Origin of the sequence: Pseudomonas sp. DE0010 (assembly GCF_007680745.1) — a bacterium.
In the GTDB taxonomy this organism is placed as follows: domain Bacteria; phylum Pseudomonadota; class Gammaproteobacteria; order Pseudomonadales; family Pseudomonadaceae; genus Aquipseudomonas; species Aquipseudomonas parafulva_B.
Genome location: NZ_VEJQ01000012.1, coordinates 1 through 26,407, shown reverse-complemented (window position 1 = coordinate 26,407; position 26,407 = coordinate 1). Strand labels below are relative to the sequence as shown.

The following is a 26,407-nucleotide window of genomic DNA, read 5'->3' as shown; positions in this document are numbered from 1 at the left end:
GCGTTCATCCTTCTTTTCGTCGGTGCTCGGTTGGCGTTTTGTCAGCGGTCACGTCGCGATACCACAGTTCATGATGCTTGCGCGCCCAGGCCCGGCTGACCCAACCATGCAGCATGGCGCCTACCGACCCCTTGATCCAGATACCGGCATAGATGTGCACGATGATACTGAGCACCAGCACGAACGCCGCGAAGGCATGCAGCAAGGTGGCCAGGCGTATGGCGCCAATGTCGAAGTAGTGACTGAAGTAGGCGCGCCAGATCACCACGCCACTGATCATCAGGATCAGCATGCACACCAGCAGCGTCCAGAACAGCAGCTTCTGCCCGGCGTTGTACTTGCCGATGGCAGGCACACCGTCCTCCTGGTTGCGCATGACCCGATCGATTCTGCGCAACCACAGGCGGTCGTTGGCGGTAATGAAGTTGGCACGCCAGAAACGCACCACCAGGCCCAGGAAGAACACGAACATCGCCACACCCAGGAAAGGGTGCAGGATGCGCGTCCATGGCCCGCCGCCGAACAGATTGCTCAGCCAGAACAAGGCGGGGTGAAACAGCGCCAGCCCCGACAGGCCCGCCAGAAAGAACAGGATCGCCACTATCCAGTGGTTGCTGCGCTCGTTGGCGTTGTAACGCAGGATAGGCTTGTTGTCGTTCATGGCCGCTGCTCCCCTTGCCCATCGGGCTTGTTCGGGTCGAACACATGCACTGCCGGGTCTACCTGGTGCACACTGGTGTCGGACGCTGCAGGCTGCTCGTCCTCCTCGACACGCTGCGGCCCGACCCGCACGTAGTGGAAGAAGCCGGCCACCACCGCAGCCCCCATGGCCAGCAAGGCCAGAGGCTTGGTGAAGCCCTTCCACAGTCCCACCAGCGGGCTGATCACCGGCTGGTCCGGCAGCCCGGCATACAGCTTGGGTGTATCGGCATGGTGCAGTACGTACATCACATGGGTCCCCCCTACGCCATCAGGGTCGTACAGCCCAGCGTTCTCGTAGCCTCGGGACTTGAGGTCGACGATGCGTTCATCGGCATGCACCTTCATCTCGTCCTTGCTGCCGAAGACGATGGCACCGGTCGGGCAGGTTTTCACGCAGGCTGGCTCCAGTCCTACGCTGACGCGGTCGGAACACAGGGTGCACTTGTAGGCCTTGTGGTCCTTTTGCGAAATGCGCGGGATATTGAACGGGCACCCGGTGATGCAGTAGCCGCAGCCTATGCAATGGTCCTGGTTGAAGTCGACGATGCCGTTGGCGTGCTTGATGATTGCACCGGGGCTTGGGCACGCCTTCAGGCAACCGGGGTCTGCGCAGTGCATGCAGCCATCCTTGCGGATGAGCCACTCCAGGTTGCCGTCGTCGCGCTCGTGCTCGGTAAAGCGCATCAATGTCCAGGTTTCGGCGCTCAGGTCCTGAGGGTTGTCGTAGGTCCCGTGGTTGTGCCCAACCTCGTCGCGCAACTCGTTCCATTCCGAACACGCCACCTGGCAGGCCTTGCAGCCGATGCACTTGGTGGTGTCGATCAGCTTGGCAACCTGCTCCTGCTCGCGTACCGAAGGCGGCACGGTGGTGGTGGCCGACCGGGCGATGATGTCTTGGCTGGCCATCAGAGTTTCTCCACTTTGACGAGGAACGACTTGGACTCCGGTGTCTGGGTATTGCCATCGCCCAGGAACGGTACCAGGGTGTTGGTCAGGTACCCGTGCCGCGTGGACCCGGTAAAGCCCCAGTGCAGCGGGATGCCGATCTGATGCACCGTCTGGTTGTTGACCTGCAGCGGACGTATCCGCTTGGTCACCACCGCAACGGCATCGATATGCCCGCGCTTGCTCGACACACGCACCCTGTCGCCCGCCTTGATGCCTTTTTCATTAGCCAGTACTTCACCAATCTCGACGAACTGCTCAGGCTGGGCAATGGCGTTGAGCCGGCAATGCTTGCTCCAGAAGTGGAAATGCTCGGTCAGGCGGTAGGTGGTGGCCGCGTATGGGAATTCATCATGTGTGCCCAAGGTGTCCCACACTGAATCGAAGATGCGCCCTGCCGGGTTGCTGACCACCTTCTTGTTGTTCGGGTGCAGGGGGTTGATGCCAATCGGTGTTTCGAAAGGCTCATAGTGCTCGGGGAACGGCCCTTCTGCCATCTTGTCGATGGCAAAGAAACGCGCCACACCCTCGGGGTTCATGATGAACGGGTTCATGCCCGCTTCCGGCGGCGAATCGACCTTGAAATCAGGCACGTCGGTCCCGCCCCATGCCTTGCCGTTCCACCAGACCAGACGCTTCTTCTCCGGATCCCAGGGCTTGCCTTGCGGGTCGCTGGAAGCACGGTTATAGAGAATGCGTCGGTTGGCCGGCCATGCCCATGCCCAGTTCTGCACCTGATGCATGCCATAGGGGTCGCTGTTGTCGCGGCGCGCCATCTGGTTGCCCTGCTCGGTCCAGCAGCCGGCGAAGATCCAGCAACCGGAAGCCGTGCTGCCGTCGTCCTTGAGCTGGCCGAAGCCCGACAGTTGCTGACCGGACTTGACGGTCGCACCTGTCGGGTCGGTGAAGTCCGTCACGGCCCAGCCGTTCATCTCCTTCGCCAGTTCCTCAGGCGACGGCTCTTCGGCGATCTTGTACGGCCAGTGGATGTTCAGCAGTGGATCGGGGTAGGCCCCCCCTTCCTTCTGGTACCGCTGCCGCAAGCGCAGGAACAGCTCGCTCATGATCTGCACGTCAGTGCGGGTTTCACCCGGGCCGTCGGCGCCTTTCCAGTGCCATTGCAGCCAGCGGCTGCTGTTGACCAGCGAGCCATCCTCTTCGGCGAAGCAGGTGGTGGGCAGGCGGATCACCTCGGTCTGGATACCGGCCGTGTCCACATCGTTGAACGGCCCCACGTTGCGCCAGAACTCGGATGTCTCGGTGGCCAACGGGTCCATGACCACCAGCCACTTGAGCTTGGCCAGTGCTGCGGTCACGCGGTTCTTGTCAGGAAGGGCGGCAATCGGGTTGAAACCCTGGCACATGTAGCCGTTGACCTTGCCTTGGCTCATCATCTCGAACATGCGCAGCACGTCGTAGGCAGGCACGTCGAGCTTGGGCAGCCAATCGTAGCCCCAGTTGTTCTCGGCGGTGGCGTTGGGGCCGTACCAGGCTTTCATGAGGCTGACGTGGAACTTGCCGTAGTTCTGCCAGTAGGACAGCTGCCCCGGGCGCAGCGGCTTGGATGCACGCTTGTCGATGAACGCGGCGTAGTCCTGCTCGGCGTCGCCGGCAAGCGTCAGGTAACCCGGCAGCGAGTTGGATAGCAACCCCAGGTCAGTCAAGCCCTGAATGTTGGAGTGACCACGCAAGGCATTCACGCCCCCGCCTGGCATGCCCACGTTGCCCAGCAACAGCTGCACCATCGCCGCGCTGCGGATGATCTGCGCGCCGATCGAATGCTGCGTCCACCCCAGCGCATACAGGATCGTCATGGTCTTGCCTGGCGCCGAGCATGTCGCGATCTCTTCCCACACCTTCATCATGGCGTCCTGCGGCATGCCACAGGTCATGCTCGCCAATTCCGGGGTGTAGCGGCTGTAGTGCTGCTTCATCAGCTGGAATACACAGCGTGGGTGCTGAAGTGTCGGGTCTACCTTGGCAAAACCGTCCTCGCCCAGCTCGTAACCCCAGCCAGACTTGTCGGCATAGATGCGCTTGCTCTCGTCGTAGCCGCTGAACAGGCCATCCTCGAAGCCATAGGTGTCCTTGACGATGAAGGATACGTCGGTGTAGTTGCGCACATACTCGTGCTGGATCTTGTCATTGCTCAGCAGGTAATTGATCAATCCACCCATGAACGCGATGTCGGTGCCGGTACGGATAGGCGCGTAGTAATCGGCCACCGAAGCGGTACGGGTAAACCTTGGGTCGACCACGATCAGCCGCGCCTTGTTGTGCGCTTTGGCCTCGGTCACCCATTTGAAGCCGCACGGATGCGCTTCTGCTGCGTTGCCACCCATCACCAGGACCAGATTCGCATTAGCGATATCGGACCAGTGGTTGGTCATGGCGCCACGGCCGTACGTCGGGGCAAGACTTGCCACCGTCGGGCCATGTCAGACACGTGCTTGGTTATCGAACCCCAGCATGCCTGTTGCGCGAACGACCTTGTGAGTCAGGTAGCCGGCCTCGCTGGAGGCGGCGGAAGCGGCAAGAAAACCGGTGGTAAGCCAGCGGTTGACCGTCTGCCCCTGGGCGTTTTTCTCGATGAAGTTCGCGTCGCGGTCTTCCTTCATCAAGGTGGCCACGCGATCGAGCGCTTCGTCCCAGCTGACGCGTACCCACTCGTTGCTACCCGGCTTGCGTACTTCGGGGTACTTGAGACGGCTTGGGCTATGGATGAAGTCGAGCAGACCCGCGCCTTTGGGGCAAAGGGTGCCGCGGTTCACCGGATGGTCGGCGTCACCTTCGATGTGGATGATGTTCTGCTTGACGTTCTTGCCCGCATCGCCCTGGCTGTACAGGATCAAGCCGCAGCCGACCGAGCAGTAGGGGCAGGTGTTACGGGTTTCCTTGGTATGCGCCAGCTTGAAGTGGCGCACTTGCTCGGCGAACGCAGGCGTAGGGGCCATGCCCAGCGCCGCAAGGCTCGAGCCTCCAAGGCCGACGGCGGCGACCTTGAAGAATTGCCGACGGTTGAGATCCATCGTGCACTCCTGATCAGATTTGGGCGCACGGAGCATGGCCGGCGCCTCTTGGTAGTCACGGTGACGGCGGTTTGAGGACCGCCAACAGGTAAGACTAGCAAGGAATCGAAAAGGTGCGATGACGTGGGTCAATCGGGCGTGATTGAAAATTTTGTAAGACGGGTCTGATGCGCTTGTAGAACCAGTAAACGCAAGTCAAAAAAAACCCAGGGGTATGAACCCTGGGTTTCGATGGGAAATGCTTAACGTTCGATCAGAACGGAATATCGTCGTCAAAGCTGTCGAAGTCAGCCGCCGGTTGTGGCGCTGGCTGCTGCGGCGCCGGGCGCTGCTGCTGCTGCGGGCGCGGGGCCTGCTGGCGGGCCGGCTGCTGGTTGTACTGTTGCTGCTGACCACCACCTTGGTTGTAGTTGTTACCGCCACCCTGGTTATACGGGTCGCCGCCGCCTTGCTGGTTCTGCGGACGGCCGCCCAGCAGCTGCATGGTGCCGTTGATGTCAACGATGATTTCAGTGGTGTAGCGCTTGATGCCGTCTTTTTCCCACTCACGGGTCTGCAGCTTGCCTTCGATGTAGCACTGCGAACCTTTGCGCAGGTACTCGCCGGCAATCTCGGCAACCTTGCCGAACAGCGACACACGGTGCCATTCAGTACGCTCGACCTTCTGGCCCGACTGTTTGTCGGTCCATTGCTCGCTGGTTGCCAGGCTCAGGTTGGTCACGGCATTACCGTTGGGCAGGTAGCGGACTTCGGGATCCTGGCCACAAGTACCGACCAGAATGACTTTGTTAACCCCACGGGCCATAACGTTCTCCTAGGCTTCGCACGCCGCTGAGGCCGGATTGATCAGGCGCTCCAGGGTCGTGCGGTCCAAAATTTTCGTATCCAGTTTGATATAGACAGCTGACTCTTCCGAGACCACAACGGCGTCGGTCACGCCGGGCACGGCCATCAACCGTGCAGCCAGGCCAGCATCCTTGGTGGCCTCCGGCGACAAAGGCATGCGCAAGCTGGTCACATACGGTGGCTCGTTCATGCTCAAGGCAACGGCCAACCAGATGGCGCACAGTATCGCGCAACCAAGGAACACGGTGTTCAGCCCACCATGCTGGAACAGCCAGCCACCCAGGATGCCCCCTAGTGCAGCACCGAGAAACTGGCTGGTGGAGTACACCCCCATCGCCGTTCCCTTGCCACCTGCTGGCGACACCTTGCTGACCAGCGAAGGCAACGAAGCCTCCAGCAGGTTGAATGCGGTGAAGAATACCACGGTGCCGATCACCAGTCCGCGCAAACCGTCAGCCCACTGCCAGAAGAATAGCTCGACCAGCAGCAATACGCTGACGGCCCCGGCCAGCACGCGTTTCATCTTGCGCTTTTTTTCGCCGTAGATGATGAACGGTACCATTGCAAAAAATGAGACGAACAGCGCGGTCAGGTAGACCCACCAGTGTTGTTCCTTGGGCAGTCCGCCACGCTCGACGAAGGCCAGGGGCAGCGCCACGAAGCTGGCCATGAGAATGGCATGCAGGATGAAGATGCTCACATCCAGCCGTAGAAGGTCCGGATGACGCAGGGTCGGGCCAATGGCCTGACGGGCGACGCCTGATTCGCGATGCTGCAAAATGTTGTGCGTGGCGGGTACTACGAAGGCAATCAACGCGATGCCAACCAAGGCCAAGCCGGCCGTTGCAAGGAACAATCCTGACAAGCCAAAGGCACTTGTCAGCAAAGGCCCGACGACCATTGCCACTGCGAAGGAAAGGCCAATGCTCATCCCGATCATGGCCATGGCCTTGGTGCGGTGCTGTTCCCGTGTCAGGTCCGAAAGCAGCGCCATCACCGCTGCCGAAATGGCGCCCGCCCCTTGCAGGATGCGCCCTGCGATGATCCCCCAAATGGAATCGGCCTGGGCTGCCAGGACGCTACCCAGGGCGAACACGATCAAGCCCAGGTAAATGACGGGCCGACGGCCGATGCGGTCGGAAATCATCCCGAAGGGAATCTGCAACACGGCCTGGGTGAGGCCGTAGGCGCCGATGGCCAGGCCAATCAGCGCGGGCGTGGCGCCGGCCAGGTCCATGCCGTAGGTAGCCAGAACCGGCAAGACCATGAACATGCCCAGCATACGAAAAGCGAAGACCAGAGCCAGACCGCCGGCGGCGCGGGTTTCATTGCCGCTCATGCGCTCGTTGTGGGTGTCGTGCATGGATTAATCTCGTGTGAACCGGCGGCGATTCTATCAGTCCGACAGCTTGACGGCATCTACGCGACGCTTTGCCGCGTACTGGCAGGGCGCCGTATAATTTTTCGTTTATGCCCGCCGAGCGAGGCCGCAGTGGACAAGATCCTGATACGTGGGGCACGTACCCACAACCTGAAGAACATCGACCTGACCCTGCCCCGGGACAAGCTCATCGTCATTACCGGCCTGTCGGGCTCGGGCAAGTCATCCCTGGCCTTCGATACGCTGTACGCCGAGGGCCAGCGTCGTTATGTGGAATCGCTGTCGGCGTATGCCCGCCAGTTCCTGTCGATGATGGAAAAGCCTGATGTCGACACGATCGAAGGGCTGTCACCGGCGATTTCCATCGAACAGAAATCCACCTCGCACAACCCCCGCTCCACCGTTGGCACCATCACCGAGATCTACGACTACTTGCGCCTGCTGTACGCCAGGGTCGGGACACCCCGCTGCCCAGACCATGACATACCGCTGGAGGCGCAAACTGTCAGCCAGATGGTCGACCTGGTGCTGGAGCGCCCGGAAGGCAGCAAGTTGATGCTGCTGGCTCCGGTCATCCGTGAGCGCAAGGGTGAGCACCTGGCGGTGTTCGACGAGCTGCGCGCCCAGGGCTTCGTGCGCGCCCGCGTCAACGGCAAGCTCTACGAACTGGACGAGTTGCCCAAGCTGGACAAGCAGAAAAAGCACAGCATCGATGTGGTAGTCGATCGTTTCAAAGTGCGTGCTGATCTTCAGCAGCGATTGGCCGAATCGTTCGAAACCGCGTTGAAGCTGGCGGACGGTATCGCGCTGATCGCGCCCATGGACGACGAGAAAGGCGAAGAGACCATTTTTTCGGCCCGCTTTGCCTGCCCTATCTGTGGTCATGCAATCAGCGAACTGGAACCCAAGCTGTTCTCGTTCAACAACCCGGCCGGTGCCTGCCCGACTTGTGATGGCCTGGGCGTTAAGCAGTATTTCGACACCAAACGCCTGGTCAATGCGCAACTCACTCTGGCCGAAGGCGCCATTCGCGGGTGGGATCGCCGTAACGTCTACTACTTCCAGATGCTAGGGTCGCTGGCTGCGCATTACGGCTTCAGCCTGGACGAAGCATTCGGCGAGCTCGCGCCGGAGCATCAGAAGGTGATCCTGCAAGGCAGCGGCAAGCACAGCGTGGATTTCAAGTACCTCAACGACCGGGGTGACATTGTCAAGCGCTCGCACCCGTTCGAAGGGATCATCCCCAACCTGGAACGCCGCTATCGCGAAACCGAGTCCAATACCGTACGCGAGGAACTGGCCAAGTACCTGGGCACCCAACCGTGCCCGGACTGCCGCGGCACGCGGCTGCGGCGCGAGGCGCGTCACGTGTGGGTTGGCGAGAAGACGCTTCCGGCAGTCGCCAACATGCCGATTGGTGACGCCAGTGGCTACTTCAGCGCGCTTACATTGACCGGTCGCCGAGGCGAGATCGCGGCCAAGATTCTCAAGGAGATCTGCGAGCGGCTGCAGTTCCTGGTGAACGTGGGCCTGGATTACCTCACACTGGACCGCAGCGCAGAAACCCTGTCCGGTGGTGAAGCCCAGCGGATTCGCCTCGCCAGCCAGATCGGCGCGGGTCTGGTGGGGGTGATGTACATCTTGGACGAGCCGTCCATCGGCCTTCATCAGCGCGACAACGATCGTCTGCTTGCCACCCTCAATCACCTTCGCGATCTGGGCAATACGGTAATCGTCGTCGAGCATGACGAGGACGCAATCCGCCTGGCGGACTACGTCGTGGACATTGGGCCAGGGGCTGGCGTGCATGGTGGCAAGATCGTCGCTGAGGGCACGCCTCAGGAAGTCATGGACCACCCGGACTCGGTAACCGGCCAGTACCTGTCCGGCCGTAGAAAGATCGTGGTCCCTGCCAAGCGTACCCCGCGCGACAAGAAGCTGCAGCTCAAGCTCAAGGGCGCACGCGGCAACAACCTGCAGAACGTTGACCTGGAAATCCCCATCGGGTTGCTAACCTGCGTGACGGGCGTCTCAGGCTCCGGCAAGTCCACGCTCATCAACAACACCTTGTTCCCCCTCGCGGCCACGGCCTTGAACGGCGCAAGCAGCCTGGAAGCGGCGCCGCACGCCAGCATGGATGGGTTGCAGCACCTGGACAAGGTGGTGGATATCGACCAGAGCCCCATTGGCCGCACTCCCCGCTCCAACCCCGCCACCTACACCGGGATCTTCACGCCGATCCGCGAGCTGTTCTCCGGGGTGCCTGAATCTCGTTCACGCGGGTATGGCCCGGGCCGGTTCTCGTTCAACGTGAAAGGTGGGCGCTGCGAGGCGTGCCAGGGCGACGGCCTGATCAAGGTGGAAATGCATTTCCTCCCGGACATCTACGTGCCTTGCGATGTGTGCAAGAGCAAGCGCTACAACCGCGAAACCCTGGAGATCAAGTACAAGGGCAAGAACATTCACGAGGTGCTGGAAATGACCATCGAGGATGCGCGCGAGTTCTTCGATGCGGTACCTGCGTTGGCGCGCAAGCTCCAGACCTTGATGGACGTGGGCCTTTCCTACATCAAGCTCGGTCAATCGGCGACGACGCTGTCTGGGGGCGAAGCACAGCGTGTGAAGCTGTCACGCGAGCTGTCCAAGCGCGATACCGGGAAAACCCTGTATATCCTGGACGAGCCTACTACGGGCCTGCACTTCGCCGATATCCAGCAGCTGCTGGACGTTCTGCACCGGCTTCGTGACCACGGCAACACCGTGGTGGTCATCGAGCACAACTTGGACGTTATCAAGACTGCCGATTGGCTGGTGGACCTTGGACCGGAGGGCGGTTCAAAGGGTGGGCAGATCATCGCGTGTGGCACGCCCGAGGAACTGAGCAAGATGAAACAATCCTACACCGGGCACTACCTCAAGCCCCTGTTGGAGCGAGACCGGGCGTGATGAACGTGAAGGGGCGCCTAGGCGCCCCTTTTTCATCGGCTTGTAGCCCTTGTGCTAGAGCCGACACACGACCCAAGCACACAGCAATCAAAGCATTACATCTGTGATTGCAGGTAATTCTGCAGACCGATCGCCTTGATCAAGCCCTGCTGCTTCTCAAGCCAATAGGTGTGATCCTCTTCGGTATCGGCCAGTTGCGCGCGCAGAATGTCACGGCTCACATAATCCTTGTGCAGTTCGCACAACTCGATCCCCTTGCAAAGCGCCGCTCGCACTTTGTATTCCAGCTTCAAATCAGCTTCGATCATTTCAGGGACGGTTGTGCCCACTTCAAGGTCATCCGCACGCATGTCCGGGGTGCCCTCGAGCATGAGAATGCGGCGCATCAAGGCGTCAGCATGCTGAGCCTCTTCCTCCATCTCATGGTTGATGCGCTCGTAGAGCTTGGTAAGGCCCCAGTCTTCGTACATGCGCGAGTGAATGAAGTACTGGTCACGTGCGGCCAGTTCGCCCTTCAGCAGCATGACGAGGTAATTGATGACGTCTGGGTGGCCTTGCATCGCCGGGGTTCTCCATATGGAAGCGTATATGCCGCATAGTGTGAACCACGTTGTGCGCCTGGTCACTGAAAAACGCGCGACTCGATGCAAAAAATCGGGCAAACGGTAGTGATATTCATTGAAAAACCGCCCAAATGAGGGCGGTTATTCTTATCACTTCGACTTAGGCGATATTCATTCCAAGCGCCTTAGCGACACCCGCCCCGTAAGCGGGATCGGCTTTGAAGAAGTACTGCAATTGACGCTGGATCACATCGTCGGTCACGCCGGCCATTGCCCCGGCGATGTTGCTGACCAGCAGCTCCTGCTGTGCCTGGCTCATCAACCGGAACAGGGCGCCCGCGTGGCTGAAGTAATCAGTGTCCTCGCGATGATCATACCGATCGGCCAAACCGCTAAGCGCAAGCCCGGGCTCTGCATGACGCGGCGATTGCTTGGGAGCATCGGCGTAGCTGTTGGGCTCATAATTGGGTGCTCCTCCGTAGGCACCCATCGCCATCGAGCCATCACGCTGGTAGCTATTGACCGCACAGCGGGGCGCGTTCACCGGCAATTGCTGATGGTTGGTGCCTACCCGATAGCGGTGGGCATCGGCATAAGCAAACACCCGGCCTTGCAGCATGCGATCAGGTGACAGCCCCACCCCAGGGACCATATTGCTGGGCCCGAAGGCAGCCTGCTCAACTTCAGCGAAGTAGTTCAGCGGGTTGCGGTTGAGCTCCAGTACGCCTACTTCAATCAGCGGATAATCTTTCTGCGACCAGGTCTTGGTCACATCGAACGGATTCTCGGGGCGGTTCGCAGCCTCAGCTTCACTCATGACCTGGATGCATACAGTCCAGCGTGGGTGGTCGCCACGCTCGATTGCCTCGTACAGGTCGCGCTGGGCGTAGTCCGGATCGGTACCGGCCAAACGCGCAGCTTCAGCGGGCGCCAGATTCTTGATGCCCTGCTGAGTCTTGAAGTGCCATTTGACCCATGTACGCTGACCGTCGGCGCTGATCAAGCTGTAGGTGTGGCTACCGAAGCCGTGCATATGCCGATAGCCGTCAGGAATGCCGCGGTCCGAAAACAAGATCGTGACCTGGTGCAGCGCTTCCGGCGAATGAGACCAGAAGTCCCACATCATCTGGGCACTCTTCAGGTTGGTCTGAGGGTGGCGTTTTTGCGTGTGAATGAAGTCTGGAAACTTCAGTGGATCACGGATGAAGAACACCGGCGTGTTGTTGCCGACGATGTCCCAGTTGCCTTCTTCGGTATAGAACTTGACCGCAAAACCTCGTGGGTCACGCTCTGTATCGGCCGAGCCGCGCTCCCCACCCACAGTGGAGAATCGCAGAAACGTTTCGGTCTGCTTGCCCACCTGGTCGAACAATTTCGCACGGGTGAGGTGGGTGATGTCGCGCGTCACCGTGAACGTGCCGTAGGCACCGGAGCCTTTGGCATGCACACGTCGTTCGGGGATATTTTCGCGGTTGAAATGCGCGAGCTTCTCGATCAGGTGGAAGTCGTCGAGCAGCAGGGGGCCGCGTGGGCCTGCGGTACGGGAATTCTGGTTATCCGCAACAGGGGCACCGCTGGCGGTAGTAAGCGTTTTGCTCATGAGCTTTCCTCGATCAGTCTCAAATGCCTGTATGTCGGCTTGGGAGAATTATCAGCAGGATCGCGTGCAACGACAAATTCATTGAATTACTGAATGTAATAGAGATTGTTAATGGCCTGAAACACAAAAAACCGGGCACTAGGCCCGGTTCTTTGTAGCAGACAAAACGTCTTACTCGGCAGCTTCTACAGTACCACCGACTGGACGATCAACCAGCTCGACGTACGCCATTGGCGCGTTGTCGCCAGCGCGGAAACCGCACTTCAGGATGCGCAGGTAGCCGCCCTGACGGGTGGCGTAGCGCTTGCCCAGATCGTTGAACAGTTTACCAACAGCGGACTTCGAACGGGTACGGTCGAAGGCCAGACGACGGTTGGCAACGCTGTCTTCCTTGGCCAGGGTGATCAGCGGCTCGGCAACGCGACGCAGTTCCTTGGCTTTCGGCAGGGTGGTTTTGATCAGCTCGTGCTCGATCAACGACACTGCCATGTTCTGGAACATAGCCTTGCGGTGAGAGCTGGTACGGCTCAGGTGACGTCCACTTTTACGATGACGCATGATTCATTCCTTACCAAACACTACGTTCGGTGATTACGACGATCAGGCGGTCGCCTTGTCGTCTTTCTTAAGACTTGCAGGCGGCCAGTTGTCGAGGCGCATGCCGAGAGACAGACCACGAGAGGCCAGGACGTCCTTGATTTCAGTCAGGGACTTCTTGCCGAGGTTAGGAGTCTTCAACAGCTCTACTTCGGTACGCTGAATCAGGTCGCCGATGTAGTAGATGTTCTCCGCCTTCAGGCAGTTGGCCGAACGTACAGTCAGTTCCAGGTCGTCAACCGGACGTAGCAGGATCGGATCGATCTCGTCTTCCTGCTCGACTACGACAGGCTCACTGTCACCTTTGAGGTCGACGAACGCGGCCAGCTGCTGTTGCAGGATGGTCGCGGCGCGGCGGATAGCCTCTTCAGGATCCAGGGTGCCGTTGGTTTCCAGATCAATGACCAGCTTGTCCAAGTTGGTACGCTGCTCAACACGTGCGTTTTCGACCACATAGGCGATACGACGCACAGGGCTGAACGAAGCGTCCAACTGCAGACGGCCAATGCTACGGCTTTCGTCTTCGTCGGTCTGACGGGAGTCGGCCGGCTCGTAACCGCGACCACGAGCTACAGTGAGCTTCATGTTCAGGGCGCCATTCGACGCCAGGTTCGCGATTACGTGATCGGGGTTGACGATCTCGACATCGTGATCCAGCTGAATATCGGCAGCGGTAACCACCCCCGAACCCTTTTTCGACAAGGTCAGCGTAACTTCGTCACGACCGTGCAGTTTGATAGCCAGGCCTTTCAGGTTCAACAGGATTTCAATCACATCTTCCTGTACACCTTCAATCGCGGAGTACTCGTGGAGTACGCCATCGATCTCGGCCTCGACTACTGCACAGCCAGGCATGGAGGACAACAGGATGCGGCGCAGCGCGTTGCCCAGGGTATGGCCGAAGCCACGCTCGAGAGGCTCGAGCGTGATCTTGGCGCGGGTCGGACTGACTACCTGCACATCAATGTGGCGGGGAGTCAGGAACTCATTTACCGAAATCTGCATGGATGCACCTATTTTCTAGCCCTTACTTGGAGTAGAGCTCGACAATCAGGTTTTCGTTGATGTCGGCAGACAGGTCGCTGCGAGCAGGAACGTTCTTGAAAACGCCCGACTTTTTGGCAGCATCCACGTCAACCCACTCAACGCGGCCACGCTGGGCACACAGTTCAAGGGCTTGAACAATGCGCAGCTGGTTCAGCGACTTCTCACGAACCGCGACCACGTCACCCGGACGAACTTGGTAGGATGGAATGTTTACAGTCTTACCGTTGACGCTGATTGCTTTGTGCGAAACCAGCTGACGGGACTCGGAACGAGTCGAGCCGAAGCCCATACGGTAAACGACGTTATCCAGACGGCACTCGAGCAGTTGCAGCAGGTTTTCACCGGTTGCGCCTTTTTTCGAGGCAGCAGCTTGGTAGTAACCGCGGAACTGACGCTCCAGAACACCGTAGATACGACGGACTTTTTGTTTCTCGCGCAGCTGGGTACCGTAGTCGGACTGACGGCCACGGCGCTGGCCGTGGATACCTGGGGCTGCTTCGATGTTGCACTTCGATTCCAGAGCGCGAACGCCGCTCTTCAGGAACAGATCGGTGCCTTCACGACGAGACAGTTTGCATTTTGGACCAATGTAACGTGCCATTTATCTGTCTCCTGATTACACGCGACGCTTCTTCGGCGGACGGCACCCGTTGTGCGGGATTGGCGTCACGTCGGTGATGCTGGCGATCTTGTAGCCGCAGCTGTTCAATGCACGAACGGCGGACTCACGACCTGGACCTGGACCCTTGACGTTTACGTCGAGGTTCTTCAGACCGTATTCCAGCGCAGCTTGACCAGCACGCTCAGCAGCGATCTGAGCTGCGAACGGGGTGGATTTGCGCGAACCACGGAAACCCGAACCACCGGAGGTCGCCCAGGACAAAGCATTGCCCTGACGGTCGGTGATGGTCACGATGGTGTTGTTAAAAGAAGCGTGGATGTGGGCGATGCCATCAACCACTGTCTTTTTGACTTTTTTACGAGGACGAGCAGCAGGTTTTGCCATGTCTATATTCCTGGGCGATTACTTGCGGATCGGCTTACGCGGGCCCTTACGGGTGCGTGCGTTGGTCTTGGTGCGCTGACCGCGAACCGGCAGACCTTTACGATGACGCAGGCCGCGGTAGCAACCCAGGTCCATCAAGCGCTTGATCTTCATGTTTACGTCACGGCGCAGGTCACCTTCGGTGGTGAACTTCGCGACTTCGCCACGCAGGGTTTCGATTTGCTCGTCGCTCAGATCCTTGATCTTAGCGGCTGGATTTACACCAGCATCCACACAGATTTTCTGTGCAGTAGTGCGACCGACACCATAGATGTAGGTCAGCGAGATAACAGTATGCTTGTTATCTGGAATGTTGACGCCTGCAATACGGGCCATTCAGTGGGACTCCAATTGACAGCTACCTACGCCCCGGAAGCCAAGAAATAGGGCGCGAGATAATATCGCTGTAGAAACAAATAATCAACCCAGCAGCACACTAGCTGCTGGGTTTGAAGCGCGAATCACACTCAGCCTTGGCGCTGTTTGTGACGCGGTTCCGCGCTGCAGATCACTCGTACGACGCCTTCGCGACGGATGATCTTGCAGTTGCGGCACAGCTTTTTCACCGATGCACGAACTTTCATTACCGACTCCTCGAACCTTAGGGGCGTATCAGCGCAGCAAACCGCTGCCACCGTAGCCTTTCAGGTTGGCTTTCTTCATCAGGGATTCGTACTGGTGCGAAACGAGGTGCGATTGTACTTGGGACATGAAGTCCATCACAACCACTACCACAATCAGCAACGAGGTCCCGCCAAGGTAGAACGGCACATTTGCTGCCACCACCAGGAACTGGGGCAGAAGGCAGACGGCCATCATGTAAAGAGCACCGAACATGGTCAGACGAGTCAGAACGCCATCAATGTAGCGCGCCGACTGCTCACCAGGACGGATACCCGGAATAAAGGCACCGGACTTCTTCAGGTTTTCCGCTACGTCTTTCGGATTGAACATCAACGCTGTGTAGAAGAAGCAGAAGAAAATGATCCCTGCACTAAACAGCAGAATGTTCAACGGCTGACCAGGAGCGATCGACTGCGAGATGTCCTGCAGCCAGCCCATACCTTCGGACTGACCGAACCAGGCACCCAGCGAAGCCGGGAACAGCAAGATGCTGCTCGCGAAAATGGCCGGGATTACCCCTGCCATGTTCACCTTCAGCGGCAAGTGGCTGGTTTGCGCAGCGAAGACCTTGCGGCCCTGCTGACGCTTGGCGTAATGAACGGCGATACGCCGCTGACCACGCTCAATAAACACCACAAAACCGATGATCGCTACTGCAAGCAAACCGATAGCGACCAGGGCGAAAATGTTGATATCACCCGTACGCGCAGACTCGAAAGACTGCCCGATTGCTCTCGGAAGACCGGCAACGATACCTGCGAAGATCAACATCGAGATACCGTTGCCCACACCGCGCTCGGTGATCTGCTCACCCAGCCACATCATGAACATCGCGCCTGCCACGAAGGTGGAGACGGCAACGACATGGAAGCCGAGGCCTACAGAAAACGCCACGCCCTGGTTGGCCAGGCCAATGGACATGCCAATGGCTTGAACCAGCGCCAGGATAACGGTGCCGTAGCGGGTGTACTGGCTGATCTTGCGACGGCCAGCTTCACCTTCCTTCTTCAACTGCTCCAGTTGCGGGCTGACCGCAGTCATCAGCTGCATGATGATCGATGCCGAAATGTACGGCATGATCCCCAATGCAAAGATGCTCATGCGCTCAAGCGCGCCACCGGAAAACATGTTGAACAAGCTAAGAATGGTCCCCTCATTCTGCCGAAACAGATCCGCCAGACGGTCCGGATTGATGCCGGGAACCGGGATATGTGCACCTATCCGATAGACGATGATCGCCATGAACAGAAAGCGCAGACGAGCCCAGAGTTCCGACATCCCGCCCTTACCGAGCGAAGAGAGAGCACCTTGCTTAGCCATTTATTCCTCGAACTTGCCGCCAGCTGCTTCGATAGCCGCACGCGCACCCTTGGTGGCTGCGATACCCTTGATGGTGACTGCGCGAGTGACTTCGCCAGACAGCATGATTTTCACACGCTGTACGTTCTGGCCGATCACGTTGGCATCCTTCAGGGATTGCACGGAGATCACGTCGCCGTCCACTTTGGCCAACTCGGACAGACGCACTTCTGCGCGGTCCATGGCTTTCAGGGAAACGAAGCCGAACTTCGGCAGACGACGGTGCAGCGGCTGTTGACCGCCTTCGAAGCCCGGAGCGATGGTGCCACCGGAACGGGAGGTCTGACCTTTATGACCGCGGCCACCAGTCTTACCCAAACCGCTACCGATACCACGGCCCGGACGATGCTTCTCGCGACGGGAACCCGGCGCTGGACTCAGATCATTGAGTTTCATCGATTAACCCTCGACCTTCAGCATGTAGTAAGCCTTGTTGATCATCCCGCGGTTCTCGGGAGTATCCTGGACTTCTACAGTGTGACCGATGCGACGCAGACCCAGGCCTTTAACGCACAGAATGTGGTTAGGCAGACGGCCGGCGGTGCTCTTGATCAGCGTTACTTTAACGGTTGCCATGATCAGAAGATCTCCTCGACGCTCTTGCCGCGCTTGGCAGCAATGGATTCAGGAGATTGCATGGCTTTCAGACCCTTGAAGGTGGCGTAAACCACGTTCACCGGGTTGGTCGAACCGTAGCACTTGGCCAGAACGTTCTGAACGCCAGCAACTTCCAGGACAGCACGCATTGCGCCACCGGCGATGATACCGGTACCTTCCGAGGCAGGCTGCATGTAAACCTTCGAGGCGCCGTGGGCAGCCTTGGTGGCGTACTGCAGGGTGGTGCCCTTCAGGTCAACCTGAATCATGTTGCGGCGAGCAGCTTCCATGGCTTTCTGGATCGCGGCAGGTACTTCGCGCGACTTGCCACGGCCAAAGCCAACACGACCCTTGCCATCACCCACCACGGTCAGCGCGGTGAAGGTGAAGATACGGCCGCCTTTTACGGTTTTGGCAACGCGGTTAACTTGAACCAGCTTCTCGATGTAGCCTTCGTCGCGCTTTTGATCGTTATTTGCCATAACTTAGAACTCCAGCCCGCCTTCACGAGCAGCATCAGCCAGCGCTTTGACGCGGCCATGGTACTTGAAGCCGGAACGGTCAAAGGCAACTTGAGATACACCGGCGGCTTTCGCGCGCTCAGCTACCAGCTTGCCAACCTTAGTGGCCGCGTCGATGTTGCCAGTGGCGCCATCACGCAGGTCTTTGTCCAAGGTCGAGGCGCTTGCCAGAACCTTGCTGCCGTCGGCCGAAATGACCTGGGCGTAGATGTGCTGCGAGGAGCGGAACACGCACAGGCGCACGACTTCGAGTTCGTGCATCTTGAGACGTGCTTTGCGAGCGCGACGCAGTCGAGTAACTTTTTTGTCGGTCATTTGCTAGGCCCTACTTCTTCTTGGCTTCTTTACGACGGACTACTTCGTCCGCGTAACGCACACCCTTGCCTTTGTAAGGCTCTGGCGGACGGAAATCGCGGATTTCAGCGGCCACCTGACCCACCAGCTGCTTATCGATACCCTTGATCAGGATGTCGGTCTGGCTTGGGGTTTCTGCGGTGATACCGGCTGGCAGTTCGTAGTCCACTGGATGCGAGAAGCCCAGAGCCAGGTTCAGGACGGTGCCTTTTGCCTGTGCCTTGTAACCAACACCGACCAGCTGGAGCTTGCGCTCGAAGCCTTGGCTTACGCCTTGGACCATGTTGTTCACCAGAGCGCGGGTAGTACCGGCCATGGCGCGAGCTTGCTGATCACCGTTGCGAGCGACGAAGCGCAGTTCGCCGGACTCTTCGGTAACTTCAACAGACGAGTGAACGTTCAGTTCGAGAGTGCCCTTGGCACCCTTCACCGAAAGCTGCTGGCCGGCGAATTTTACTTCGACGCCTGCTGGCAGCTTAACGGGGTTCTTAGCGACGCGAGACATGCCTATCTCCCCTTAGAACACTGTGCACAGAACTTCGCCGCCGACACCGGCAGCGCGCGCAGCGCGGTCAGTCATCACACCTTTGTTGGTGGAGACGATAGACACGCCCAGGCCGCCACGTACTTTCGGCAGATCTGTGACGGACTTGTACTGGCGCAGGCCTGGACGGCTGGAGCGCTTCAGTTCCTCGATGACCGGACGGCCTTCGAAGTACTTCAGTTCGATCGACAGGGAAGGCTTGGCCTCACCGGTTACCTGGTAACCAGCGATGTAACCTTCATCTTTCAGAACTTTGGCAACCGCGACCTTCAGGGTGGAGGAAGGCATGCTTACGACGGACTTTTCAGCCATCTGGGCATTACGGATGCGAGTTAGCATGTCCGCTAACGGGTCCTGCATACTCATGGGCTAGATGCTCCTGATACAAGAATTATTAGCCTTGCGGCTATCACAACCACCCAAACAGGCAGGGCACGAAGCCCAGGCTCAGGTGAGCCGGTCATTCTAGACACAAGCCAGAAACGAAACAAGCCCCATGTAGGGGCTTGTTCGTGGGAAGAGTCACCGGCGGTCGGAAGATTAACCGCCTACGCCGATGACTCAACCTGCAGCGATTACCAGGAGGCCTTGACCAGACCTGGTACGTCGCCACGCATTGCCGCTTGGCGCAGCATGTTACGGCCCAGGCCGAACTTACGGTATACACCGTGAGGACGACCGGTCAGGCGGCAACGGTTGCGCAGGCGGGCAGCGCTAGCATCGCGCGGCTGCTTCTGCAGAGCGACAACGGCAGCGAAACGCTCTTCAGGAGAGGCGTTCAGATTGACGATGGTCGCTTTCAGCTCAGCGCGCTTTTTAGCGTACTTGGCTACCGTTTGCTGACGCTTCAGCTCACGGTTTTTCATGCTCTTCTTGGCCATTTTCCTACTCCAATCAGTTGCGGAACGGGAACTTGAAAGCACGCAGCAGAGCGCGGCCTTCGTCGTCCGAACGAGCAGTGGTGGTCAGGGTGATGTCCAAACCGCGCAGAGCATCGATCTTGTCGTAGTCGATTTCCGGGAAGATGATCTGCTCTTTCACGCCCATGCTGTAGTTGCCACGACCGTCGAAGGACTTGGCATTCAGGCCGCGGAAGTCGCGAACCCGAGGCAGGGAGATCGCCAGCAGGCGGTCCAGGAATTCGTACATCTTGTCGCTACGCAGGGTCACCTTGACGCCGATCGGCCAGCCTTCGCGGACTTTGAAGCCAGCGATGGATTTGCGAGCGAAAGTCACGACCGGCTTTTGACCGGTGATCTTTTCCAGGTCGGCAACAGCGTGCTCGATGACTTTCTTGTCACCGATCGCTTCGCCCAGACCCATGTTCAGGGTGATTTTGGTAACGCGCGGAACTTCCATCACGTTCGACAGCTTAAGTTCATCCTTAAGCTTAGGAGCGATCTCGTTCCGGTAAATCTCTTTCAGTCGTGCCATGGTCTTCTACCTAGCAGTGTTCAAGCATCAACCGCTTTTTGGGTCGACTTGAAGACACGAATTTTCTTACCGTCTTCTACTTTGAAACCAACGCGGTCAGCCTTGTTGGTTTCACCGTTGAAGATGGCAACGTTGGAAGCGTGCAGAGGCGCTTCTTTTTCGACGATACCGCCCTGAACGCCCGCCATCGGGTTAGGCTTGGTATGACGCTTGACCAGGTTCACGCCACCGATGACCAGACGGTCGTCAGCGAGAACCTTCAGCACCTTACCGCGCTTACCTTTGTCTTTGCCGGCGATCACGATGATCTCGTCGTCACGACGAATCTTTTGCATGTCGGATCTCCTTACAGCACTTCAGGGGCGAGCGAGACGATCTTCATGAACTTCTCAGTACGAAGTTCACGGGTCACTGGCCCGAAGATGCGAGTGCCGATCGGCTCTTGCTTGTTGTTCAGCAGAACAGCAGCGTTGCCGTCGAAACGAATGATGGAACCGTCAGCGCGACGAACACCGTGACGGGTGCGCACGACAACAGCAGTCATCACTTGGCCTTTTTTGACCTTACCGCGTGGAATCGCTTCCTTGACGGTAACTTTGATGATGTCACCGATGCCGGCGTAGCGGCGGTGAGAACCGCCGAGCACCTTGATGCACATGACGCGACGAGCGCCGCTGTTATCGGCCACATCGAGCATGGATTGAGTCTGAATCATAAAATTTCTCCGACCCCTAGCCCTTAGACTTCAACAGCGCGTTCGAGGACTTCAACCAGTGCCCAGGACTTGGTCTTGGCCAGCGGACGGGTTTCGGTAATGGAAACCTTGTCGCCGATCTTGCACTGATTGGTTTGGTCGTGCGCGTGCAGCTTAGTCGAACGCTTAACGTATTTACCGTAGATCGGGTGCTTTACGCGACGCTCGATCAGAACGGTGATGGTCTTGTCCATTTTGTCGCTGACGACACGGCCAGTCAGCGTACGGACGGTTTTTTCAGCTTCAGCCATGATCACTTACCTGCCTGCTGGTTGAGCACAGTCTTCACGCGAGCGATGTCACGCTTGACTTGCGAGAGCAGGTGCGACTGCCCCAACTGGCCAGTTGCTTTCTGCATACGCAGATTGAACTGGTCGCGCAGCAAGCCGAGCAGTTGCTCGTTCAGTTGCTGTGCGGATTTTTCACGAAGTTCATTCGCTTTCATCACATCACCGTCCGCTTAACAAAGGAGGTGGCGAGAGGCAGCTTCGCAGCGGCCAGAGCGAAAGCTTCGCGCGCCAGCTCTTCAGAAACACCCTCGATCTCGTACAGGACTTTGCCTGGCTGGATCTGGGCAACCCAGTACTCAACGGAACCCTTACCTTTACCCATACGAACCTCGAGAGGTTTCTTGGAGATCGGCTTGTCCGGGAATACACGGATCCAGATCTTGCCGCCACGTTTTACGTGACGGGTCAGCGCACGACGTGCGGACTCGATCTGGCGAGCGGTGAGGCGACCGCGAGCAACAGCTTTCAGGGCGAACTCGCCGAAGCTGACTTTGCTACCGCGCAGTGCCAGACCACGGTTGTGGCCAGTCATCTGCTTACGGAATTTTGTACGCTTAGGTTGCAACATTTGGCGTACCCCTTACTTAGCAGCTTTTTTACGAGGCGCTGGTGCTTGTGGTTTCAGTTCTTCTTGGCGACCACCAATAACTTCGCCTTTGAAAATCCAAACCTTCACACCGATCACACCGTAAGTGGTGTGAGCTTCGTAGGTGTTGTAGTCGATATCGGCACGCAGGGTGTGCAGAGGCACACGACCTTCGCGATACCACTCGGTACGAGCAATCTCAGCGCCGCCGAGACGACCGCTCACCTGGATCTTGATGCCCTTGGCACCAATACGCATGGCGTTCTGTACTGCGCGCTTCATGGCGCGACGGAACATAACGCGGCGTTCCAGCTGCTGAGCTACGCTTTGCGCAACCAGCATGGCGTCGAGTTCCGGCTTGCGGATCTCTTCGATGTTGATGTGCACAGGCACACCCATCTGCTTGGTCAGGTCCTGGCGCAGCTTCTCGACATCCTCACCTTTCTTCCCGATAACGATACCTGGACGAGCGGTGTGGATGGTGATGCGTGCAGTTTGAGCCGGACGATGAATATCGATACGGCTTACGGACGCGCTTTTTAGTTTGTCGTGGAGGTACTCACGCGTTTTCAGATCCTTCAACAGGTAATCTGCGTAAGTAGCACCGTCTGCGTACCAGACGGAGGTGTGCTCCTTGACGATTCCCAGGCGAATGCCAGTGGGATGTACTTTCTGACCCATCTGATCGACTCCGTTACTTGTCCGCAACCTTGACAGTGATATGGCAAGACCGCTTGACGATGCGATCAGCACGGCCTTTGGCACGTGGCATGATGCGCTTCAGCGAACGCCCTTCGTTGACGAAGACGGTGGAGACCTTCAGGTCATCAACGTCTGCGCCTTCGTTGTGTTCGGCGTTGGCTACGGCCGACTCGAGGACTTTCTTCATGATTTCAGCGGCTTTTTTGCTGCTGAAGGCCAACAGGTTGAGCGCTTCGCCCACCTTCTTCCCGCGGATCTGGTCGGCGACCAAGCGGGCTTTCTGGGCGGAGATTCGAGCGCCCGACAACTTAGCGGCTACTTCCATTTCCTTACCCCTTAACGCTTGGCTTTCTTGTCAGCCACGTGCCCGCGATAGGTGCGGGTACCGGCGAACTCGCCCAGTTTGTGGCCGACCATGTCTTCGTTCACGAGAACTGGGACATGCTGGCGACCGTTGTGAACCGCGATGGTCAGACCGACCATTTGTGGCAGGATCATCGAGCGACGCGACCAGGTTTTAACCGGTTTGCGATCGTTCTTCTCCACCGCCACTTCGACCTTCTTCAAGAGGTGAAGATCGATAAAAGGACCTTTTTTCAGAGAACGTGGCACTGTCGTATCCCTCTAGTTACTTGCGACGACGGACGATCATGTTGTCGGTACGCTTATTACCACGGGTTTTAGCACCCTTGGTTGGGAAGCCCCATGGCGATACCGGATGACGACCACCGGAGGTACGACCTTCACCACCACCATGTGGGTGGTCAACCGGGTTCATGGCAACACCACGAACGGTTGGGCGAACGCCGCGCCAGCGTTTGGCACCAGCTTTACCCAGCGAACGCAGGCTGTGCTCGGAGTTCGAGACTTCGCCCAGGGTCGCACGGCACTCAGCCAGGACTTTACGCATTTCACCAGAGCGCAGACGCAGGGTCACGTAGACACCTTCGCGAGCGATCAGCTGAGCCGAAGCACCAGCGGAACGAGCGATCTGTGCACCTTTACCCGGCTTCAGTTCGATGCCGTGAATGGTGCTACCTACTGGAATGTTGCGCAGCTGCAGGGAGTTACCGGCCTTGATTGGGGCCAGGGCACCTGCGATCAGCTGGTCGCCAGCGCTCACGCCTTTAGGGGCGATGATGTAGCGACGCTCACCGTCTGCGTAGCACAGCAGGGCGATGTGAGCAGTACGGTTTGGATCGTATTCGATACGCTCGACAGTGGCTGGGATGCCATCTTTGTCGTTGCGACGGAAGTCGACCAGACGGTAATGCTGCTTATGACCACCACCTACGTGACGCGTAGTGATGCGGCCATTGTTGTTACGACCACCAGACTTCGATTTTTTCTCGAGCAGCGGTGCGTGAGGAGCGCCTTTATGCAGCTCCTTGTTGACCACCTTGACCACGAAACGGCGGCCAGGGGAAGTCGGTTTGCATTTAACGATTGCCATGATGCACCCCTTCCTTACTCAGCACTGCTGCTGAAATCGAGATCTTGGCCTGGCTGAAGGGAGACGATCGCCTTCTTCCAGTCATTACGCTTGCCCAGACCACGTGCGGTACGCTTGGTTTTACCCAGAACGTTAACGGTCGACACGTTTTCAACTTTTACGTTGAACAGGCCTTCGACAGCTTTCTTGATTTCCAGCTTGGTTGCGTCAGTAGCAACCTTGAATACGAACTGGCCTTTCTTCTCAGCCAGAACGGTAGCCTTCTCGGAAACGTGCGGGCCAAGGAGGACTTTGAATACGCGTTCCTGGTTCATCCCAGCAGCTCCTCGAATTTCTTCACGGCCGAGACAGTGATCAACACTTTCTCGTATGCGATCAGACTGACCGGGTCGGAACCTTGTACGTCACGAACGTCGACGTGCGGCAGGTTACGAGCAGCCAGGTACAGGTTCTGATCAACAGCGTCGGAAACGATCAACACATCGCTCAGACCCATGCCGTTCAGCTTGCTCAGCAGATCTTTGGTTTTCGGCGCTTCAACAGCGAAGTCCTGAACCACGACCAGACGGTCGCTACGCACCAGCTCAGCGAGGATGGAGCGCAGAGCTGCGCGGTACATCTTCTTGTTGAGCTTCTGCGAATGATCTTGAGGGCGAGCTGCGAAGGTTACACCACCGCCACGCCAGATCGGACCACGAGTGGTACCAGCACGAGCACGGCCAGTACCCTTCTGACGCCATGGGCGCTTACCGCCACCAGCCACGTCGGAACGGGTCTTTTGCTGCTTGGTGCCCTGACGGCCGCCGGCCATGTAGGCCACGACTGCTTGGTGTACCAGCGTCTCGTTGAATTCGCCACCGAAAGTCAGTTCGGAAACTTCGATCGCCTGAGCGTCATTTACATTAAGTTGCATGTCAGTTTCCCCTTAACCGCGAGCCTTGACAGCTGGACGTACAACCACGTCGCCGCCAGTAGCGCCTGGAACGGCACCCTTGACCAGCAGCAGGTTGCGCTCAGCGTCTACGCGAACAACTTCCAGGGACTGAACAGTCACGCGCTCGGCGCCCATGTGACCGGACATCTTCTTGCCCTTGAACACACGACCAGGAGTCTGGCACTGGCCGATGGAACCTGGGACACGGTGCGACACGGAGTTACCGTGGGTGTTGTCCTGGCCACGGAAGTTCCAGCGCTTGATGGTACCGGCGAAGCCTTTACCTTTGGACTGACCAGTAACGTCTACCAGCTGGCCTGCAGTGAAGAGTTCAGCTTTGATCAGATCGCCAGCCTGGAAATCGCCTTCTTCAAGACGGAACTCCCAAACACCGCGACCAGCGGCAACGTTGGCCTTGGCGAAGTGGCCTGCCTGAGCGGCAGTCACACGCGAAGCACGACGCTCGCCGACAGTGACTTGCACTGCACGGTAGCCATCGGTTTCTTCAGTTTTGAACTGGGTGACGCGATTCGGCTCGATCTCAATGACCGTGACCGGAATGGAGACACCTTCTTCGGTGAAAATGCGGGTCATACCGCACTTGCGACCGATTACACCAATAGTCATGTTGTAAACCTCATGAGTGTACGGGGCTTTCACCCGCTATGGCCGCCCATTTCAGAGCGTTACACGACCAGACCGAAGTCTTAGCCGAGGCTGATCTGTACTTCCACACCTGCCGCCAGATCAAGCTTCATCAGCGCATCAACGGTTTTATCCGTTGGCTGGACGATGTCCAGAACACGCTTATGAGTGCGAATCTCGTACTGGTCACGCGCGTCTTTGTTGACGTGCGGGGAGACCAGAACGGTGAAACGCTCTTTGCGGGTAGGCAGTGGAATTGGACCACGCACTTGTGCACCAGTACGTTTCGCGGTTTCCACGATTTCCTGGGTGGATTGGTCGATCAGGCGATGGTCGAAAGCCTTCAACCTGATACGGATTTGCTGATTTTGCATTGGATTTCAGACTCCAGGCTGTTCCCAACGGACGCACTACGCCCGCTAAAAGGAGGCGTGATTCTATAGACGCCCCCAATTAGTGTCAACCCAATAAAAAAAGCCCCCGCTGAGCGGGGGCCTTTTTCAATCGGTCGAGTGATTACTCGATGATTTTGGCTACGACGCCGGCGCCGACGGTACGACCGCCTTCACGGATAGCGAAGCGCAGACCGTCTTCCATTGCGATGGTCTTGATCAGGGTAACAGTCATCTGAATGTTGTCACCTGGCATTACCATTTCAACGCCTTCCGGCAGTTCGCAGTTACCGGTCACGTCAGTGGTACGGAAGTAGAACTGAGGACGGTAGCCTTTGAAGAACGGAGTGTGACGACCGCCTTCTTCTTTCGACAGAACGTAGACTTCTGCGGTGAACTTGGTGTGCGGCTTGACCGAACCTGGCTTGACCAGAACCTGGCCACGCTCAACGTCGTCACGCTTGGTACCACGCAGCAGAACGCCGCAGTTCTCGCCAGCACGACCTTCGTCCAGCAG

Annotated in this window: 37 protein-coding genes; 1 reads left to right on the top strand and 36 read right to left on the bottom strand. The window is 58.1% G+C overall.

Going from position 1 to position 26,407, the window contains the following annotated elements:
* Window positions 1-4 precede the first annotated feature (4 nt).
* The 5 genes from FS767_RS11190 to FS767_RS11170 form a co-directional block, all read right to left on the bottom strand.
* Window positions 5-661, bottom strand: a complete 657-nt coding sequence (locus FS767_RS11190; RefSeq protein WP_144965384.1) for a formate dehydrogenase subunit gamma — start codon at window positions 659-661, stop codon at window positions 5-7.
* Window positions 658-1,608 carry a formate dehydrogenase subunit beta gene (fdxH, locus tag FS767_RS11185; RefSeq protein ID WP_144965383.1) on the bottom strand — a complete coding sequence of 317 codons (951 nt, stop codon included), beginning with the start codon at window positions 1,606-1,608 and terminating at the stop codon, window positions 658-660. Before fdxH ends, FS767_RS11190 begins: the two co-directional genes overlap by 4 nt.
* The gene (fdnG, locus tag FS767_RS11180) at window positions 1,608-4,676 is read right to left on the bottom strand and encodes a formate dehydrogenase-N subunit alpha (protein WP_144965381.1); all 3,069 of its coding nucleotides are present in this window, start codon (window positions 4,674-4,676) and stop codon (window positions 1,608-1,610) included. Before fdnG ends, fdxH begins: the two co-directional genes overlap by 1 nt.
* 253 nt (window positions 4,677-4,929) lie before the next feature.
* On the bottom strand, window positions 4,930-5,481 hold the full coding sequence (locus tag FS767_RS11175) for a single-stranded DNA-binding protein (protein ID WP_023534972.1): 552 nt from the start codon (window positions 5,479-5,481) through the stop codon (window positions 4,930-4,932).
* A gap of 9 nt (window positions 5,482-5,490) precedes the next feature.
* Window positions 5,491-6,885, bottom strand: a complete 1,395-nt coding sequence (locus tag FS767_RS11170) for an MFS transporter (protein ID WP_144965380.1) — start codon at window positions 6,883-6,885, stop codon at window positions 5,491-5,493.
* Window positions 6,886-7,014: 129 nt separating this feature from the next.
* On the opposite strand from FS767_RS11170, the gene uvrA reads away from it, so the two are divergent.
* On the top strand, window positions 7,015-9,849 hold the full coding sequence (gene uvrA / locus FS767_RS11165; protein ID WP_058603950.1) for an excinuclease ABC subunit UvrA: 2,835 nt from the start codon (window positions 7,015-7,017) through the stop codon (window positions 9,847-9,849).
* A 95-nt stretch (window positions 9,850-9,944) separates the two neighbouring features.
* Here the strand turns inward: uvrA and bfr are convergent, their stop codons facing one another.
* The 31 genes from bfr to FS767_RS11010 all read right to left on the bottom strand — a co-directional run.
* Entirely contained in the window at window positions 9,945-10,409 is a 465-nt protein-coding gene (bfr, locus tag FS767_RS11160) for a bacterioferritin (RefSeq protein WP_023534970.1), read from the bottom strand.
* Window positions 10,410-10,572: 163 nt separating this feature from the next.
* Window positions 10,573-12,012, bottom strand: coding sequence for a catalase (locus FS767_RS11155; RefSeq protein ID WP_144965378.1), 1,440 nt, complete (start codon window positions 12,010-12,012; stop codon window positions 10,573-10,575).
* Window positions 12,013-12,183: 171 nt separating this feature from the next.
* On the bottom strand, window positions 12,184-12,570 hold the full coding sequence (gene rplQ, locus FS767_RS11150) for a 50S ribosomal protein L17 (RefSeq protein ID WP_144965376.1): 387 nt from the start codon (window positions 12,568-12,570) through the stop codon (window positions 12,184-12,186).
* 42 nt (window positions 12,571-12,612) lie between these two features.
* Complete coding sequence (rpoA, locus tag FS767_RS11145; RefSeq protein ID WP_003255452.1) at window positions 12,613-13,614, bottom strand: DNA-directed RNA polymerase subunit alpha; 1,002 nt, start codon at window positions 13,612-13,614, stop codon at window positions 12,613-12,615.
* Window positions 13,615-13,636: 22 nt separating this feature from the next.
* On the bottom strand, window positions 13,637-14,257 hold the full coding sequence (gene rpsD / locus FS767_RS11140; RefSeq protein ID WP_003257114.1) for a 30S ribosomal protein S4: 621 nt from the start codon (window positions 14,255-14,257) through the stop codon (window positions 13,637-13,639).
* Between the two features lie 15 nt (window positions 14,258-14,272).
* Window positions 14,273-14,662 (bottom strand): 30S ribosomal protein S11, encoded by a 390-nt coding sequence (gene rpsK / locus FS767_RS11135; RefSeq protein WP_003255454.1) that lies wholly within the window; start codon window positions 14,660-14,662, stop codon window positions 14,273-14,275.
* Between the two features lie 18 nt (window positions 14,663-14,680).
* Window positions 14,681-15,037, bottom strand: coding sequence for a 30S ribosomal protein S13 (gene rpsM, locus FS767_RS11130; protein ID WP_009681976.1), 357 nt, complete (start codon window positions 15,035-15,037; stop codon window positions 14,681-14,683).
* Between the two features lie 131 nt (window positions 15,038-15,168).
* On the bottom strand, window positions 15,169-15,285 hold the full coding sequence (rpmJ, locus tag FS767_RS11125; protein WP_002555468.1) for a 50S ribosomal protein L36: 117 nt from the start codon (window positions 15,283-15,285) through the stop codon (window positions 15,169-15,171).
* A gap of 28 nt (window positions 15,286-15,313) precedes the next feature.
* Window positions 15,314-16,645: a preprotein translocase subunit SecY gene (gene secY / locus FS767_RS11120; protein ID WP_003257108.1), complete on the bottom strand. Its 1,332-nt coding sequence runs from the start codon at window positions 16,643-16,645 to the stop codon at window positions 15,314-15,316.
* Complete coding sequence (rplO, locus tag FS767_RS11115; protein WP_023535012.1) at window positions 16,646-17,080, bottom strand: 50S ribosomal protein L15; 435 nt, start codon at window positions 17,078-17,080, stop codon at window positions 16,646-16,648. It lies immediately after the preceding gene.
* Between the two features lie 3 nt (window positions 17,081-17,083).
* Window positions 17,084-17,260 carry a 50S ribosomal protein L30 gene (gene rpmD, locus FS767_RS11110; protein ID WP_023535007.1) on the bottom strand — a complete coding sequence of 59 codons (177 nt, stop codon included), beginning with the start codon at window positions 17,258-17,260 and terminating at the stop codon, window positions 17,084-17,086.
* Window positions 17,261-17,262: 2 nt separating this feature from the next.
* The gene (rpsE, locus tag FS767_RS11105) at window positions 17,263-17,763 is read right to left on the bottom strand and encodes a 30S ribosomal protein S5 (RefSeq protein ID WP_003255465.1); all 501 of its coding nucleotides are present in this window, start codon (window positions 17,761-17,763) and stop codon (window positions 17,263-17,265) included.
* Window positions 17,764-17,766: 3 nt separating this feature from the next.
* Complete coding sequence (rplR, locus tag FS767_RS11100; protein WP_008089801.1) at window positions 17,767-18,117, bottom strand: 50S ribosomal protein L18; 351 nt, start codon at window positions 18,115-18,117, stop codon at window positions 17,767-17,769.
* 10 nt (window positions 18,118-18,127) lie between these two features.
* Entirely contained in the window at window positions 18,128-18,661 is a 534-nt protein-coding gene (gene rplF, locus FS767_RS11095) for a 50S ribosomal protein L6 (protein WP_009681972.1), read from the bottom strand.
* 12 nt (window positions 18,662-18,673) lie between these two features.
* Complete coding sequence (gene rpsH, locus FS767_RS11090; protein WP_008089805.1) at window positions 18,674-19,066, bottom strand: 30S ribosomal protein S8; 393 nt, start codon at window positions 19,064-19,066, stop codon at window positions 18,674-18,676.
* A gap of 209 nt (window positions 19,067-19,275) precedes the next feature.
* Entirely contained in the window at window positions 19,276-19,581 is a 306-nt protein-coding gene (rpsN, locus tag FS767_RS11085) for a 30S ribosomal protein S14 (protein WP_023534988.1), read from the bottom strand.
* Between the two features lie 13 nt (window positions 19,582-19,594).
* Window positions 19,595-20,134, bottom strand: a complete 540-nt coding sequence (rplE, locus tag FS767_RS11080) for a 50S ribosomal protein L5 (protein WP_023535025.1) — start codon at window positions 20,132-20,134, stop codon at window positions 19,595-19,597.
* A gap of 20 nt (window positions 20,135-20,154) precedes the next feature.
* Entirely contained in the window at window positions 20,155-20,469 is a 315-nt protein-coding gene (rplX, locus tag FS767_RS11075) for a 50S ribosomal protein L24 (protein ID WP_003255476.1), read from the bottom strand.
* Window positions 20,470-20,480: 11 nt separating this feature from the next.
* Complete coding sequence (rplN, locus tag FS767_RS11070) at window positions 20,481-20,849, bottom strand: 50S ribosomal protein L14 (protein WP_002555479.1); 369 nt, start codon at window positions 20,847-20,849, stop codon at window positions 20,481-20,483.
* A 23-nt stretch (window positions 20,850-20,872) separates the two neighbouring features.
* Window positions 20,873-21,139, bottom strand: coding sequence for a 30S ribosomal protein S17 (gene rpsQ / locus FS767_RS11065; protein ID WP_144965374.1), 267 nt, complete (start codon window positions 21,137-21,139; stop codon window positions 20,873-20,875).
* Window positions 21,140-21,141: 2 nt separating this feature from the next.
* Window positions 21,142-21,333 (bottom strand): 50S ribosomal protein L29, encoded by a 192-nt coding sequence (rpmC, locus tag FS767_RS11060; protein ID WP_002555481.1) that lies wholly within the window; start codon window positions 21,331-21,333, stop codon window positions 21,142-21,144.
* Window positions 21,333-21,746, bottom strand: a complete 414-nt coding sequence (rplP, locus tag FS767_RS11055) for a 50S ribosomal protein L16 (RefSeq protein ID WP_003255479.1) — start codon at window positions 21,744-21,746, stop codon at window positions 21,333-21,335. The genes rpmC and rplP overlap by 1 nt, the downstream gene beginning before the upstream one ends.
* A gap of 12 nt (window positions 21,747-21,758) precedes the next feature.
* Window positions 21,759-22,445 (bottom strand): 30S ribosomal protein S3, encoded by a 687-nt coding sequence (gene rpsC, locus FS767_RS11050; RefSeq protein ID WP_023535026.1) that lies wholly within the window; start codon window positions 22,443-22,445, stop codon window positions 21,759-21,761.
* A 13-nt stretch (window positions 22,446-22,458) separates the two neighbouring features.
* Window positions 22,459-22,791: a 50S ribosomal protein L22 gene (gene rplV, locus FS767_RS11045; RefSeq protein ID WP_003103908.1), complete on the bottom strand. Its 333-nt coding sequence runs from the start codon at window positions 22,789-22,791 to the stop codon at window positions 22,459-22,461.
* 11 nt (window positions 22,792-22,802) lie between these two features.
* Entirely contained in the window at window positions 22,803-23,078 is a 276-nt protein-coding gene (rpsS, locus tag FS767_RS11040) for a 30S ribosomal protein S19 (protein WP_003255482.1), read from the bottom strand.
* 16 nt (window positions 23,079-23,094) lie between these two features.
* Entirely contained in the window at window positions 23,095-23,919 is an 825-nt protein-coding gene (gene rplB, locus FS767_RS11035) for a 50S ribosomal protein L2 (RefSeq protein WP_027915105.1), read from the bottom strand.
* Between the two features lie 14 nt (window positions 23,920-23,933).
* Window positions 23,934-24,233 carry a 50S ribosomal protein L23 gene (gene rplW / locus FS767_RS11030; protein ID WP_003255484.1) on the bottom strand — a complete coding sequence of 100 codons (300 nt, stop codon included), beginning with the start codon at window positions 24,231-24,233 and terminating at the stop codon, window positions 23,934-23,936.
* Window positions 24,230-24,832: a 50S ribosomal protein L4 gene (gene rplD / locus FS767_RS11025; RefSeq protein WP_144965373.1), complete on the bottom strand. Its 603-nt coding sequence runs from the start codon at window positions 24,830-24,832 to the stop codon at window positions 24,230-24,232. The genes rplW and rplD overlap by 4 nt, the downstream gene beginning before the upstream one ends.
* A gap of 12 nt (window positions 24,833-24,844) precedes the next feature.
* Window positions 24,845-25,480 (bottom strand): 50S ribosomal protein L3, encoded by a 636-nt coding sequence (gene rplC / locus FS767_RS11020; RefSeq protein ID WP_003257089.1) that lies wholly within the window; start codon window positions 25,478-25,480, stop codon window positions 24,845-24,847.
* Between the two features lie 80 nt (window positions 25,481-25,560).
* Window positions 25,561-25,872: a 30S ribosomal protein S10 gene (gene rpsJ, locus FS767_RS11015; protein ID WP_003186070.1), complete on the bottom strand. Its 312-nt coding sequence runs from the start codon at window positions 25,870-25,872 to the stop codon at window positions 25,561-25,563.
* Between the two features lie 142 nt (window positions 25,873-26,014).
* Window positions 26,015-26,407: elongation factor Tu (locus FS767_RS11010; RefSeq protein WP_116029914.1), on the bottom strand; the 393-nt coding region annotated here is incomplete at its 5' end.